A 14,041-nucleotide genomic window follows, 5' to 3' on the forward strand; every position below is an offset into this window, starting at 1 on the left:
GTCCCATGAAGTATGTGAAGCTCGGAACCACCGGTCTGGATGTCTCAGCGCTCGCCCTCGGCTGCATGAGCTATGGCGAGCCGGAGCGCGGAAACCACTCCTGGACGCTGACCGAGGCGACCAGTCGGCCCTTCATTCGGCAAGCCGTTGAAGCGGGCATCAACTTCTTCGACACCGCAAATGCTTACTCGGCCGGGTCGAGCGAGGAAATCCTTGGCCGCGCCCTCGCGGAGTATGCCAGCCGCGACGAGATCGTTGTGGCCACCAAGGTCTATTCGCCGGTCGGTGAAGGTCCCAACCAGCGCGGCCTGTCCCGCAAGGCGGTGCTGCAGGAGATCGACAACAGCCTGCGTCGCCTCGACCTCGACTACGTGGACCTCTATATCGTGCACCGCTTCGACCCCTTCACTCCCCTCGAGGAGACGCTTGAAGCCCTGCACGACGTGGTGCGCTCGGGTAAAGCGCGCTACCTGGGCGCCTCCTCGATGTTTGCCTGGCAGTTTGCGAAAGCCCTGCGCCTGCAGCACGTGAACGGCTGGACGCCGTTCGTGTCAATGCAGAGCCAGTACAACCTGATCAGCCGGGAAGAGGAGCGCGAAATGTTCCCCCTCGCCGCCGACGCTGGCATCGGTCTCACCCCGTGGAGCCCGCTCGCGCGTGGAAAGCTGACCCGAGACTGGGACCAGACGACCATCCGCACCGAAACGGACCTGATCAGCCAGGCCTTGTACGCCCAGGCAGAGGTCGGCGATCGCGCTGTTGCTTCCGTCGTCGCTGACATTGCTGCTGAACGCGGAGTGCCGCGGGCTCAGGTAGCCCTGGCCTGGGTGTCGGGTAACCCCGCCGTGACAGCGCCGATCGTTGGCGCCACGAAGCCGCAGCACCTCGACGATGCCATCGCCTCGCTCGACCTCGAACTCAGCGCCGACGAGCGCGCGCGCCTTGGAGCATCGTACGTTCCGCGTCTGCCCGAAGGGTTCTAAAGCGTCAGCGGCTGGACTCGAGCGCGGGGGCATCCGTCTGATCTGTGCGCCAGGAGGCCAGGATGCGCAGCGCGTCGTTTGAGGCGGATGCCGGCTGGGTGCTGTAGACGAAGAGTTGCTGGTCTGGTTCGCCCGGAACCGGGAAGGTCTCGTAGTCCACATCCACCCGGCCCACGATCGGGTGCTCGAAGCGCTTCACGCCGAACGTGCACTCCCACACCCGGTGTTGACTCCACCAGGCGCGAAATTCGTCGCTCTTGACGGTCAACTCACCGATCAGCTCGTTGAGGGCCCGGTCGTTGGGGTGGGACCGCGCATCGTGACGGAGCATAGCCGCCACATCGCACGCCACAATCTCCCAGTCCAGGTACAGCGTGCGCGCCGACGGGTCGAGGAATGTCCATCGGGCCATGCTGCGCCCGAGCCCCGAGGCCTTTGTGAAGTCCTTGAGCAGCAGCTTGGCGAGGTCGTTCATGGCCAGCACGTCCATGCCAACGCCGAGCACGAATGCCGGCTGCGTGGTGAAGGAATCCATGATGGTGCGCACCGACGTTCGCACTGCGTGGGTGCGCCGCCGCTGTTGGATGCGACCGCCGGTCGAGGCGGATAACAGCGAGAACAGGTAGCTGCGCTCCGCCTCATTCAGGTGCAGCACCCCCGCTAGCGCGTTGACAACGGCATCGGATGCCTGCGTCACCCGGCCCTGTTCCATGCGCGCGTAGTAGTCAACGCTCACGCCGGCCAGCCCCGCTACTTCGTCACGGCGCAGTCCGGGAACTCGCCGGGCGGGCGCGTGGGGGTTGACCGACACGCCGACGTCGGCTGGGCTGAGTCGGGCCCGGGCCGAACGCAGAAAATCAGCGAGGGTATCTTTGTCGTCCATCCCTCCAGTATCTCAAACCAACGCACGTCGAAGTGGGAAGGGGCGGCCCGCCCGTTGTCGACCAAGACCTCAGCGCCTGTGCACTCTCGCGATTGCACTGCTGTTCGCTGGTGTCATCAACTGTACGATTAGGTATTCGCGCAAGTCTGGGTTCTCCAGCGTCTGTCGGGTGTACAGCTGCACCGTGTCTTCTGTTTCCACCATCTGATGGATCAGCGCCGGGTCGCCTTTCTTGCCTACTCCCGAGCAAGAGAGCCACACACATGAAAATGCAGGATCTGACCGCAAAAATTGCTGTTATCACGGGAGCCTCGAGCGGAATTGGAGCAGCCGCTGCGCGCCTTCTCGTCGAGGAGGGTGCGCATGTCATCCTCGTCGCCCGGCGTGTGGAACGGTTGCAGGAGCTCGCCGCCGAACTCGGAGACTCCGCGACGGTCATGCAGCTCGATGTCGCGGATGCCGCCGCCGTCACATCGATGTTCGCCACCATCAAGAGCCGTTTCGGTGGGGTGGATCTGCTCTTCAACAACGCCGGCCTGGGCATCAATTCGCCATTTGAGAGCAGCGACCCCAATGACTGGAAGTCAATGATCGATGCAAACCTGTATGGCGTGCTGAACTGCACCCAGGCGGCCATCCCCCTTCTGCGCGGTCGGGCCGGTGCCATGATCTGCTCCGTTTCGAGCGTTGGTGGCCGCTACGGCGCAGCCACCTGGTCGGTCTACAGCGCGACGAAGTATGCCGTCGTCGGTTTTCACGATGCCCTGCGCAAGGAACTGGGCGAGGAGGGAATTCGCGTGTCGGTCCTTGAACCGGGCGCCGTCTGGACCGAGTTCGGCGAGAACGTCAGCGATGCGCTGCTGACCCGCCGCACCCAGCTGGAGGCGATGCAGTCCGAAGACGTAGCCCAGGCCCTCGTCTTTGCTTTTGCGCAGCCGGCCAATGTGCTCATCCAGGAGATTCTCATGCGCCCGGTCAAGCAGATCGCTCCGTGACCTGCTGCCGCTTGGCGGCCGGCACCGATACCAGACAGAGTCGATGTAAGTCCGGCCTCCCGTCAACTACTCGGGAGTAGTCGCACCGGGTCACCGCGGCCAACGCTTCCCGGGCGAATGACCTGCGCGTAGACGCCGAATGGAATGTCACTCCCGCTCAGTCGGTAGCGGGCGAGGGTCTTCAGCAGGTTCGTGCCGCGGGCGCCCGTTTCGGGCTCCACATCGATGACCGCGCAGCGCGGGATGCCGGCGCCCACGAGCAGGCGTGCGCTCCCCAGGTCGAGTTCACGACCGGCCCAGGAATCTTCCACGTGTGCAGCCGCGTCGCCCGTGTCGATTGTGAACGTCGCCCGAAACCGGCGAGCGTCAACGGTCGTGGCCGCCTCAGCGGCGAGGCGGCGCAGCGAACTCGTCGTCACGATGGTGACGGAGTCGGCGTAGACCACGCCGCCCGGGCCGTTGACCTGCGCCACAGCGACATCCTTGCCGAGCAAACGAGAAAATACCCGGGCCCACGGCCCGTCGACCACGTGCATGCCAACGGCGCGACCCCAATAGTCGAGGGTGACAGTTTGACCGTTCGACTCGGGCTTCGCTGCAACCAGCTGCCCGCCGATGTCGACCGACAGTACTCCGTCATCCCACCGGGCTTGGCACGTGGGCAATAACGGATGCTCAACGGTTTTCAACACCTGGCCGTTCGCAAGGTCAACGACCGCGAATAGTCGGTCCCCCGCCGGACCGTATGCTTCGAGCAGCACGTTGTCGCGCGTCGTGTGCCGGCCGCCCTTGAGCGCTGACAGGCCAATGTCGCGAATCTGCATAATAGTGATCACCCTAACGGCAAACTGCTTCCGGGCCGCGAGCAGTCGGGGCATACCGCGGGCGCTGCCCGGGGCACTTCCAAAGGTCCTGCAGACCTCAACGCCCACGCAGCGGCCGATCAGCGCAGTCGTCGAGCCCGCAGGACAACGTCGTGGGTGTGATGCGACCCGGCGCCGGTTGCGACATGGCGCGGCCGGGTCTCGTCGACCTCGACCTGCCAGCTGTCGTCCAACAGTGCAGCGACCTGGGCGGGGCCCACATAGTCGTCGACATGAAAACCGTGGGCCGCGGCCTCCTCCTTCGTCGGGGCGGGGTGATGCACAAAGAGCAGCACACCATTGGGAGCGACCGCCGCGAGCAGTGCGTGCTCGGCAACATTCTCGTCGGTGCGCAGCAGCGCGGGGTACTGCGCAGAGACGAGATCAAAGGACGCCCGCGGCAGCGCCGCGTCGACCAGGCCGGCGTGTAGCCAGTTCACCGTCACTTTGCGAACGGCGGCCTGGGCTACTGCCCGGTTGATCGCCACCTGCGACACGTCCAGCGCGGTGACGCGCCACCCGTGCTCCGCCAGATAGAGGGCATCCGCTCCCTCGCCGCAGCCGACATCCAGAGCGCGCCCGGCCGGTAAATCCTGCATCTCGGTCAGGAGTGTCCCGTTCGGATGCCCGCTCCAGAGCTGTGCCATGTCGGCGTAGCGCGCGTCCCAGAATTCCTCGACCGCGCCGGGATCGCGAGGGGCGTGAACAGCCCTTGCCGCCTCCGCGTTGTCGTGGTCGGTCTCGGCGTGGTCGGGTGAAATCTCGTTCGTGTGCTCCATGGTTCAAGCATCCGACTTTCCCGGGTGCCCGACAAATTCTAATGTCCCACGGAGCGGTCATGACCAGGTACACCTGACGCCCACTGCAGTCGATTGCTGGTGCACGTGGGAAGCCGAGTTGCCCTCGCCCCGCCGCTCGGCGCAGACTGGAGGTACCGGATCGCAACTGAGTCTTCCGCCCGTGGCTAAGGAGCTCACTATGACTGAACCGAACGATGCGCGCGTCGGTCTCTATATCGACTTCGACAACATCGTCATCTCGCGTTATCAGCAGTTGCACGGGCGCAATGCTTTCCAGCGCGACGGCATCCGCGATTTTAATAAGTCGAGTGCGGGTGCCGACCCCGAGGTCGCCGCGCGACTCGCCTCCGCCACGGTGGACTTCAACGCCATCATCGACTTTGCCGCATCTTTTGGCACCTTGGTCGTCAATCGTGCCTACGCCGACTGGTCGGTGCCGGTCAATGCGAGTTACCAGCGCCAGCTCATGTCTCGAGCGGTGGACCTGACCCAGCTGTTCACCACGACCACCCGCGGAACCAAGAACGGTGCCGACATCCGTTTGGCCGTCGACGTGGTCGAAGACCTCTTTCGACTGCCCGACCTGACCCACGTGATCATCATCGCCGGCGACTCTGACTACATCGCCCTGGCCCAGAAGTCGAAGCGGCTCGGTCGCTTCGTGGTCGGCATCGGCGTCGCGGGCTCAACGAGCACCTCGCTCGCCGCTGCGTGCGACGAGTTCGAGGACTACGACTCGCTGCCCGGAATTGTCAAAGCGACCGTCACGACCGTCACGGAGAGGCCCAAGGCAAGCAGGAAGGCCCCAGAGGCTGCCGAAATTGCACCCGACCCGGCGCCCATCCAGGCCCGCCTGTTCGCCACAAATCCCATGTTCTCGCACACCGAGGACGCGCAGCTCGACGAGCCTGAGGCCGGCGACGACATCGACCCACAGACGCTCGCCACCGAGCTCCTGGTGCGCGCGCTGCAGATCGGTCACGCCAAGGGTGACGCCGACGAGTGGCTCAACACGGGCACGATCAAGAACCAGATGCGCCGCATGGACCCCTCGTTCAACGAGAAGCCGCTCGGCTTTCGGTCCTTCACCGACTTCCTCTCCTCGCGCAGCGAGCTGGCCGAGCTGAAAGAGGATGGCCCGCAGCGGCTCATCCGGCTGCGCCCCGAGGCGGAAAGCAGACGCTAAAGAGGCGTTAACTCTGCGCAGCGGATCGGCGACGAGAGAGCGCTGCCATCCCTGCCGCCACGAGCATCGCCACGCCCGCCGCGGCCGTCGACACAGCGACGATCGTCTCGGTGAAGGGGGTCGTGTCGTGCGACTGATAGCCCACGATAGCCGGCGCGATCTGAAAGGTGACGACGATAGTGCCGGGCAAGGTGACGGCGAGCAGCAACAGGCACGCGACGGATGACGCCCACGACACGAGCAGCCAGCGCACGCTCAAGGCGATCAAACCGGCGAACCCGACCAAGCTCAGGAACAGCTGCACCGGCAGAAATTGCAGCGGAGACGGAACACCGATCAGGCCCGAAACGAGGGCGTGCACGCCGGTGATGCCGAAGGATGCCGCGGTCGCGACGGTGAGCATCCGCTCAAGGCCGCCGTCGCGATGCGCAACTGATCGCGCCACGGCCGTGATGCCCAGCGCCAGCAGCAGAAGACCCACGCCGAAGAATTGCGCGGTCGTGCCGACGTCTTGCCACGGGTCCGCGGGGTAGGAGTAGTCGAATCGGTGGTCTTCAATCGAGATGTCGGTGCTTGTCCGGGAAGCGCTGAGCACGACCCACCGTTCCAGCGAGGCGACAAGCTGCAGCGCGGCCGCTGCGAAAAACAGCCCCGCTGCAACGAGCGACCATTGGGCCGAAACACGACGGGCACGATGTGTCTGCATGTGGTTATCGGTGCTCGCGATGGCTGCCATGCGCCCAGAGTAGCAACATGGTGCGAGCTGGCGGGCAATTTGCGCGCAAGCGGCGGGCATCGACCGTCACCTCGGATTCGAAAGCCAGCCGGGCCCGTCAACCACCTGATATCTCGAATTCGCATGATTGACGTCAGCATGGCGAAACGCGTGGCTGTGCACGAGCCCAACTGATCTGAGACTGCTCCCGCATGCGCCGAGGAGTCAGTAAGTGATACAGATTTCCGGTGCACCATGAGTTTTTCGGCATCTGAAGTGTGGGTCCCGCCAAAATCTCTTGGCGGTCGCTTCCGGAGAACCGAACGCGATGAGCGCTGCGCCCACAATTAGTTTCACTCCATCACATGGCGTGTTATTCTCTGACCCTATGTGAGGAGCGCTGTGCACACAGCTATTTTTATTCCCGGTCTCGCCAACGCAACCCGTCCCGGTAAGTCGTTCACGAGAGTTTTCGTGCTCGCGGCGGTGGTACTCCTTGCCGTTTTTGGCTTGACGTTCGCTCCCTCCGGTTCGTCCGCATCAGCCGCGCAAACGATCGCCCAGTGCAACAATGTTGCGAACACTGGCGGTTTGGGTCTGAACTGTGATGTCACCGTTGTCAATAATCTCGACGCCAGCACCGGAGTGGCCAGTTCAACGGTGACCGTCAAGGAATGTCACGCGGCTGCAAACACTGCACCCACCTGCACAACCGCGACAACGTCGTATGACGCGCTCACCACATCGGTGAACCAATGCAACGATGCCGCCAATGGCGGAGGGTCCAGCGTGATCTGCAACGTGACCGTCACCAACAATGTGACCGGGGCGGCATCCACTGATGTCACGTCTGCAACGGTCAACCAGTGCAACGGATCCGGTGCGGAAGGCCCCGAGCCGACCTTGAACTGCGACCCGTTCCCCGCCAGCACCACTGGCGCAACGATCACGCAGTGCAACGGATCAGTCAACGGCGGCGGCGCTTCCGACCGAGTCACCTGCACGGTGACCCCGTCAACGACCAGCGCTCTGCTCCCGGTGTCGATCAACCAGTGCAACGGCACGGCCAACGGCGGCGGATCCGTTGTCACCTGCGCCGCCTCGTTGACCAATATCACCCTCGCCGCCGCGCCGGCGCCAACGGCGACGCCGACTCCGACGCCGACTCCGACGCCGATCGCGAAAAATACTCTGCACGATTCCAAGACCGACGGTTTCAATCCCGCCCCTAGCGATGACGCGGGCGCTCCCCTGTTTCTCGGAATTGGCGCACTGCTTCTGGCCGCGCTAGTCGCCGCCGCAATTGGCGCGCGCCGAATCAGTGCTCGGCACTAAACGGGCAGCGCTCATCGGCGCATCCGCCCTCCTCTGTGTGATGTCGGTCGGATGGTTTCTTATGCCACCGACCGACTCTGCGCCAACGCCAACGGCCACGGCCACAGCCACGGCCACGGCCACGGAGTCACCAAAAATTCACCGGGCGGTTCCGGCGACGCCGGCCCCACCCACGGCAGCGTCGTCCAAAGAAGTAACGATTGCAGCTTCAGCGCCGCTGCGTCTCCGGGTACCCTCCATCGGGCTCGACGGAGCCATATCCGAATATACCCAGGCCATGATCGAAGAACGGGGTGGATTTGACCCGTCCGAACTCACCACGATTTCCTGGGACACAACTATTTCCGGCGGAACGGCAGGCACGGACTCGACCAACACGGTGTACCTATATGGGCACTCCGCAGTCGAATCAGCAGTATTCAACAGCCTCAAAGATGTGCCTTCCGGGGCCGTGGCGAGCGTTGACACGGCGAATGGCCGGCTGTGTTACGTCGAGCAAAAAGCGCTTCAACTGAACAAGTCGGAGTACAAGTACAACGACGAACTCACCGACGCCATCCCCAACCGCCTGGTGCTCGTCAGTTGCTATCGCCCTTCCGACTACAACCCGGACGCGGCCACCGTGCAGAACATCGTCGTTGTGATGCAATTGGATCAGGCACAAACCACATCCGGCTGCTAACTACTGTCGACCCGATTACCGGTCGGGTCGTCGGCTCTCGGGAGAATGACCCAGAACGAGAGGATGGCAAGGCCTGTTGCGCCGCCCGCGATAAAGCTAGCCGCTGCACGATGCCGGCGACCGAGAGCCCGAGTCCGAGGTAGAAGTTGAGGTAGATGATGATTAGATCGTGATGAAGGTCGGTGAGTCTGGTCTGGAAAGTCAGCGGCAGGAAAAAGCCAGTGATTATTTGGGTACAAGTTTGCGTAACTCGGACCTCTTGAAGGGTGTCGCCTTGATTACGGTCTAGGCGCTCAACAGTCGATTCGTCTCGACCGATCCTGGCATCCACACCCGATGTCTCAGGTGTGAGCAGATGCCAGTGCTGGTGAGTGAACGGGTTCCGACGATGTGTTCATGGAGCCTCACATAAGGCGGTAAGCTCTTACAGTTGTCTTCTGCAGGTTTCGAATGTTGAAATCGCTTTGCGGAAGTGGCGGGCTGTGGCGCAGCTTGGTAGCGCACTTGACTGGGGGTCAAGGGGTCGCAGGTTCGAATCCTGTCAGCCCGACCAAAAGTCCCGGAAACTCACGAGTTTCCGGGACTTTTTAGGTTAAACAATTGATCACCCTACCGAAAACCTACGTTTTACCCCTCTCTGGACGCCTTTTACCGGCCCTGCCGTACGAGGTGCGCAGGTCAGTATTAGTCGTCTTTGATTACCTAGGTACGCCGGTCGCACCTACGGAATATGAACACAAACGAAGCAGTCTCTGTCTCACCCGTGGCGTTGGAGCCCCTGATGGATGTCGCCGAACTGGCGAACTACCTCGGCATCCCTATCTCCACCGTCTACGACTGGCGCGTGCACGGCAAAGGGCCCGCTGCATACCGGTTCGGCAAACACCTCAAGTTCGCCATCTCCGACGTGCAGGCCTGGATGGCCCAGCAGCGCGAGCCTTCTGTACTGCCGAGTGCCACCGATCGGCGGTGAGCATCACGCTCTTGGAGTATGACAACGACAACGGGGATCACCTGGAGATGCTCACCCGCATGGACGAACTCGCACGGCTTGTGGAGTCGAACCGTATCTACTAACTTTCGTGAAATTCGCGGGCACTACCAGCCGTTCCCAAGGTTAGGGTCACCGCGGGGTCTCTCGGTGTTCCGAAACCCAGTCAAGGCCAAAGCGAGTTCGGGCCGCGAAGGGCGCGTCTTACGCTGTCAGGCGGGACGCCTCAATGCTTTTCGGACCGCGATGTGGCGAGTTCCGCTCAGTTACTCGTCACCCCCCTTTCTTGGTTGAGGTACAAGCGGCATTACTGCACGCGTGCACGGCGTCGCGTGGACGAGCCCACTCTGGGGCACCTCGGCCGTGATCGCAGGCATCCCGATCGGCGGACGCAAGATCGTCGAGTAGATGCCAGTCGTCACCCGGCGGGCGTGGCGGTCAGGCCATGAGCAGCTGACCTATCGGCGCCGCATCATCCGCCCGCGCCCGGTGGGAACCCTGTCGCTGCCGGGCGATGCGGCCGCTCTGCGCGAGTGGAACGACCCTGAGTCGGGGGCGGTCATGATTCACGACCCGCACGCGCAAACCTTGACCGCGGTCGTGACGGTGTCGCACCCCGCATTCGCACTGCTCGACCCCGATGAGCAACATCGGCGCGTGGTCGGGTGGGGGCGAGTGCTGGCCGGGGCCTGCCGATCGGGCCGAATCGCGCGCCTGCAAGTATCGGAGCGCACGCTGCCCGATTCCGGTACCGGATTGACCGAGTGGTGGAGCGGCACGGCATCAACGATGACAGCTGGGCCGCCACCACCTTGCGCGATCTGATCGAGCGGGCCGGACCCGCCGGTGAACACCATGCCACGACGATTGCTCTTTCCCTCGATTTGAGCGCGGCCTCGCGCCAGGTGCGCACTCAAGGCGGTGGAATGCGCGGCGCGGCGACGGTGCTACGCCAGGAAATGACTACCTTAGCTGGAGCACTGCGCGCAGCGGACCTCACCGTCGGCGGCTGGCTCACCGCCGACGAGCTCGCGGTAATCCTGCGCACGGCGTACGACCCGGCTGTCGGCATCGACCTGGAGCGGCATCCGTTGGTAGGGCGGTCACTCGCCACAGCAGGACCGGTCGCGGTCGCCGAGACCTGGGATCGCCTCCGCACCGACAGTGCGTTTCACGCGGTGCTGTGGATCAGCGAATGGCCGCGGTCGCAGGTGTTTCCCGGTTTTCTATCGCCGCTGGTCTTCACGAACGGCATCCTGCGCACGGTTTCGCTGCACTACCTGCCCGTGCGCGCTGATCAGGCCGCGCGCGACCTGCGCAAGAAGAAGACCGAGCTGATCAGCGATGCCCACCAACGCACTCGCATCGGCCAAATAGAGGATGCCGGCGCCACCGCCGAGTACGACGACCTCCTGCACCAGGAGGCCGACCTCACCGCCGGGCACGGCGTGCTCCGCACCACCGGACTCGTCTGCGTGACCGCGCCCACCGTTGACGAGCTCGACGCCGCAGTGGCGTCGATCGAGCAGGCCGCAATTCAGGCGTCCTGTGAGACGCGCCGGCTCGTTGGTCAGCAGGCGCAGGCATTTACGGCTGCGGCGCTGCCGTTGTGCCGGAGCGTGTGAGCCCTGCACACCTGTTGTGCAGAGCACCCCGATTGGAGCCGACATGTTCACCGAAAGCCCGACAACACCAGATTGCCGATGGATCAGCGTCATCTTCCTGCAGGGCGACCAGGCCGAGGAAGTGCTCGGCATGATCGACCGCAGCGGCCCCACGGTGGCACGTCAGTTCCTACGGCAGTGGGACTACGGCGAGGAGACCACCGAGGCCGCGCTCACGAATGGGTACGTCTACGAACACATTCCGTCCGGAACGACCGACCGAACCATCGAAGACGCCGCCTCGCCGTACGCCCTGACCTACAGCACACAGTTCCAGTACGTCTCTCTCCTGCGACGGTATCCGGTCGCATCTGAATGGGAGCCCGCGCCAGCGCCGTCACCCAAAGCCGCGATTCGAGCGCGTCATGACGCCGATATCTGGGCCAAGCCAGAGAACCGCGCGCCTCATCTGGCCGGGCACACGGTCTCCCTGTGAAAGACATCGATGTGACCGAGCGGATGCACACGGCCGCGCTGGTCGAGCCGCGCGGCGAGCTGCGCCGCGACCGTCGTGCACGCCGGCGAGAGGCCGCGAAAATCGAAGCGGATGCGCAGAAGGCCAAGACCCTCGCGGCGCGCACCCGCTGGCAGGCCGAGCGGGACGAAACACGATCAGGCGCCTACCTGCCGAAAGCCGGCGAGACGGGACCCGCCCAACTACGCACCCCCGGACTACTGAAAATCCCCAAGCACCAGGACACCACCGCGACGCTGTCCGGGCACTACCCGTTTCTCGCCGAGGCCGGACTGGGCTCGGCCGGCGTCTTCGTCGGTCAGGACCTCTACTCGGGCGGCTCCTTCGTCTACGACCCATGGGTGCTCTACCACCGTGGCCTGATCACCGCACCGAACATCGTGCTGGCCGGCATCGTCGGCTCCGGCAAGTCCTCGTTGGCGAAGTCGCTCTACACCCGCTCGCTCCCCTTCGGCCGGCGGGTCTACGTGCCGGGCGATCCGAAGGGCGAGCACACCGCCGTCGCCGAGGCCGTCGGCGGCAAGGCGATCATCCTCGGCCATGGACTGCGCAACCGGCTCAACCCGCTCGACGAAGGGCACCGGGCGGCATCCGTTTCGGACGTCGAATGGTCCGCGCAACTGGCCGCCCGGCGGCGCGACCTAATCGGCGCCCTGGCGGAGACCGTGCTCGACCGAGTTCTCAGTCCGCTCGAGCACACGGCAATCGACCTCGCGCTTGCTGATGCCGTGCGCAGCGCGGAGGTGCCTATTCTGCCCATGGTGGTGGATCGCATCCTCTCCCCCAATCCCGAGGACGACGAGGGCCGCCTCGCCGAAGACGGCCGTCTCGTCGGCCATGCGCTACGACGACTGGTAGCCGGCGACCTCGCCGGACTCTTCGACGGACCGTCTACCGTGCGGTTTGACCCGTCGCTGCCGATGGTGTCGCTCGATCTGTCGCGGGTGGCCGAGAACTCGACGCTCATCTCGGTGCTGATGACGTGCTCGTCGGCCTGGATGGAATCCGCCCTCGCCGATCCGGCGGGCGGCCAACGCTGGGTCATCTACGACGAGGCCTGGCGGCTCATGGCGTATCCGGCGCTGCTGCGCCGAATGGATGCCCACTGGCGGCTGGCCCGACACTTCGGCATTGCGAACATGCTCATTTTCCACAAGCTCAGCGACCTCGACAACGTCGGCGACTCCGGGTCCGCCATGCGCGCTCTCGCATCGTCACTGCTAGCGAACGCGGAAACGCGCATCGTCTACCGGCAGGAGGCGGACCAGCTCGGATCCACCGCGAGTGCCCTCGGCCTCAGCCGAACCGAACAAAAGCTCCTGCCCGCACTCGGCACCGGTCAAGGGCTCTGGCGCATCAAGGATCGCAGCTTTGTTGTGCAGCACCAGCTGCACCCCGACGAGCTCGCGGCCTTTGATACGACGGCGCGGATGACGTCCGGGCAATAGCTGCGCACCTGGTATTCAGTTCGAGGAGGCACTGCAATGGATGAAGAGCGAAGAGCGAGGATGATGCTTGCGGCACTGTCCGAGCCCGGCGACACCATCACGGGTAATTTGCTCGCCCGGCTCGGCGCAGCGGAGACCGTGCAGCTCATCACCTCGGGCGATCGCCTTCCCAACGGCATCGACCCCGCCGAAGGCGAGCTGTGGCGGCGCCGCCTGGCCCCGCGTATCAACCCCGGTCAGATCGACCGGATCGTGGCGGACATGGAGCGTCACGACCTGCGGATGCTGACACCAGATGACATCGATTGGCCCGGCGAACTGCAGCAACTCGGCACGAGCGCACCGATTGCCCTCTGGCTCAAGGGTGACCCGAGCCAACTGTCCATTCCGCTCCCCGGTCGCGTCACCATCGTGGGCGCCCGCGCCGCAACAGCGTATGGCAGCCAGGTGGCGACCGAGCTCGCCTCAGAACTCGCCTCGCAGGGCCGCACGATCATCTCCGGAGGCGCCTATGGCATCGACGGATCCGCGCACCGAGCAGCCACCGTGTCTTTTCCCGGTACGACGATCGCCGTACTCGCCACCGGACTCGACCGGCTCTACCCGACCGGCCACGAGCAACTCTTCGAACGCATCGAACAGAGCGGCGGCCTGATCATAAGCGAACTCCCGCCCGGCTCTGCTCCCACGCGGTGGCGCTTCCTTCAACGCAACCGGATGCTGGCTGCCCTGTCCGGCGCGACGGTCGTGGTCGAGGCGGGCCATCGATCCGGCTCCCTGAACGTGGCCGGGCAGGCTCACGCCTTGGGTCGACCGGTCGGCGCCGTACCCGGACCGGTCACGAGCCCGGCGAGCGCGGGCTGCCATCGCCTCATTCAGGAGGGGATCGCAAACCTCGTCGCAGATGCGCAGGACGTGACCGACCTCCTGGATTCCACGGCTGGATTCTCCGGAGATCGAACGTTCGCGTACTCGCTCACGAGACGGTTCAGCCGCACCGGTCCGGACCTAAAGTTCTAAG

General features: G+C 64.3%; 14 protein-coding genes, 1 tRNA gene and 1 pseudogene. 11 read left to right on the plus strand and 5 right to left on the minus strand.

Annotated features, from left to right (window positions below; genetic code table 11):
- Positions 1-5 precede the first annotated feature (5 nt).
- Positions 6-983, plus strand: a complete 978-nt coding sequence (locus CXY74_RS16665; protein WP_104201449.1) for an aldo/keto reductase — start codon at positions 6-8, stop codon at positions 981-983.
- A 4-nt stretch (positions 984-987) separates the two neighbouring features.
- Here CXY74_RS16665 and CXY74_RS16670 read toward each other — a convergent pair whose 3' ends face one another.
- On the minus strand, positions 988-1,866 hold the full coding sequence (locus tag CXY74_RS16670) for a helix-turn-helix transcriptional regulator (protein ID WP_104201450.1): 879 nt from the start codon (positions 1,864-1,866) through the stop codon (positions 988-990).
- Between the two features lie 269 nt (positions 1,867-2,135).
- Here CXY74_RS16670 and CXY74_RS16675 point away from each other — a divergent pair, with 269 nt between their 5' ends.
- The gene (locus CXY74_RS16675) at positions 2,136-2,861 is read left to right on the plus strand and encodes an SDR family oxidoreductase (RefSeq protein ID WP_233193512.1); all 726 of its coding nucleotides are present in this window, start codon (positions 2,136-2,138) and stop codon (positions 2,859-2,861) included.
- Between the two features lie 62 nt (positions 2,862-2,923).
- Here CXY74_RS16675 and CXY74_RS16680 read toward each other — a convergent pair whose 3' ends face one another.
- Positions 2,924-3,685, minus strand: coding sequence for an MOSC domain-containing protein (locus CXY74_RS16680; RefSeq protein WP_104201570.1), 762 nt, complete (start codon positions 3,683-3,685; stop codon positions 2,924-2,926).
- Between the two features lie 119 nt (positions 3,686-3,804).
- Complete coding sequence (locus CXY74_RS16685) at positions 3,805-4,503, minus strand: bifunctional 2-polyprenyl-6-hydroxyphenol methylase/3-demethylubiquinol 3-O-methyltransferase UbiG (protein ID WP_104201452.1); 699 nt, start codon at positions 4,501-4,503, stop codon at positions 3,805-3,807.
- Between the two features lie 199 nt (positions 4,504-4,702).
- Between CXY74_RS16685 and CXY74_RS16690 the strand changes: the two genes are divergently transcribed.
- Positions 4,703-5,710 carry an NYN domain-containing protein gene (locus tag CXY74_RS16690; protein ID WP_104201453.1) on the plus strand — a complete coding sequence of 336 codons (1,008 nt, stop codon included), beginning with the start codon at positions 4,703-4,705 and terminating at the stop codon, positions 5,708-5,710.
- A gap of 7 nt (positions 5,711-5,717) precedes the next feature.
- On the opposite strand, the gene CXY74_RS16695 is transcribed toward CXY74_RS16690, so the two are convergent.
- The gene (locus CXY74_RS16695; protein ID WP_104201454.1) at positions 5,718-6,446 is read right to left on the minus strand and encodes a hypothetical protein; all 729 of its coding nucleotides are present in this window, start codon (positions 6,444-6,446) and stop codon (positions 5,718-5,720) included.
- A 381-nt stretch (positions 6,447-6,827) separates the two neighbouring features.
- Here CXY74_RS16695 and CXY74_RS16700 point away from each other — a divergent pair, with 381 nt between their 5' ends.
- Both CXY74_RS16700 and CXY74_RS18115 read left to right on the plus strand, forming a co-directional pair.
- Positions 6,828-7,760: a hypothetical protein gene (locus CXY74_RS16700; RefSeq protein ID WP_104201455.1), complete on the plus strand. Its 933-nt coding sequence runs from the start codon at positions 6,828-6,830 to the stop codon at positions 7,758-7,760.
- Between the two features lie 61 nt (positions 7,761-7,821).
- Positions 7,822-8,442, plus strand: coding sequence for a class F sortase (locus CXY74_RS18115; RefSeq protein WP_255409555.1), 621 nt, complete (start codon positions 7,822-7,824; stop codon positions 8,440-8,442).
- On the opposite strand, the gene CXY74_RS18120 is transcribed toward CXY74_RS18115, so the two are convergent.
- Positions 8,339-8,773 (minus strand): DUF6328 family protein, encoded by a 435-nt coding sequence (locus CXY74_RS18120; RefSeq protein ID WP_233193532.1) that lies wholly within the window; start codon positions 8,771-8,773, stop codon positions 8,339-8,341. The two genes, CXY74_RS18115 and CXY74_RS18120, sit on opposite strands and share 104 nt — an antisense overlap.
- A gap of 145 nt (positions 8,774-8,918) precedes the next feature.
- Between CXY74_RS18120 and CXY74_RS16710 the strand changes: the two genes are divergently transcribed.
- The 6 genes and pseudogenes from CXY74_RS16710 (at position 8,919) to dprA (ending at position 14,040) form a co-directional block, all read left to right on the plus strand.
- A tRNA-Pro gene (locus CXY74_RS16710) sits at positions 8,919-8,995 on the plus strand.
- A gap of 228 nt (positions 8,996-9,223) precedes the next feature.
- Positions 9,224-9,415, plus strand: a complete 192-nt coding sequence (locus CXY74_RS16715) for a helix-turn-helix domain-containing protein (protein ID WP_104201457.1) — start codon at positions 9,224-9,226, stop codon at positions 9,413-9,415.
- A 426-nt stretch (positions 9,416-9,841) separates the two neighbouring features.
- Positions 9,842-11,058, plus strand: a pseudogene (locus CXY74_RS16720) (SCO6880 family protein).
- A 43-nt stretch (positions 11,059-11,101) separates the two neighbouring features.
- Positions 11,102-11,533: a hypothetical protein gene (locus CXY74_RS16725; RefSeq protein ID WP_146070181.1), complete on the plus strand. Its 432-nt coding sequence runs from the start codon at positions 11,102-11,104 to the stop codon at positions 11,531-11,533.
- 23 nt (positions 11,534-11,556) lie between these two features.
- Entirely contained in the window at positions 11,557-13,020 is a 1,464-nt protein-coding gene (locus tag CXY74_RS16730; protein ID WP_104201571.1) for an ATP-binding protein, read from the plus strand.
- 60 nt (positions 13,021-13,080) lie between these two features.
- Entirely contained in the window at positions 13,081-14,040 is a 960-nt protein-coding gene (dprA, locus tag CXY74_RS16735; protein ID WP_233193541.1) for a DNA-processing protein DprA, read from the plus strand.
- The last annotated feature ends 1 nt before the right edge of the window (position 14,041 follow it).

It is taken from the genome of Cryobacterium sp. Y29 (genome assembly GCF_002929825.1).
Taxonomy (GTDB): domain Bacteria; phylum Actinomycetota; class Actinomycetes; order Actinomycetales; family Microbacteriaceae; genus Cryobacterium.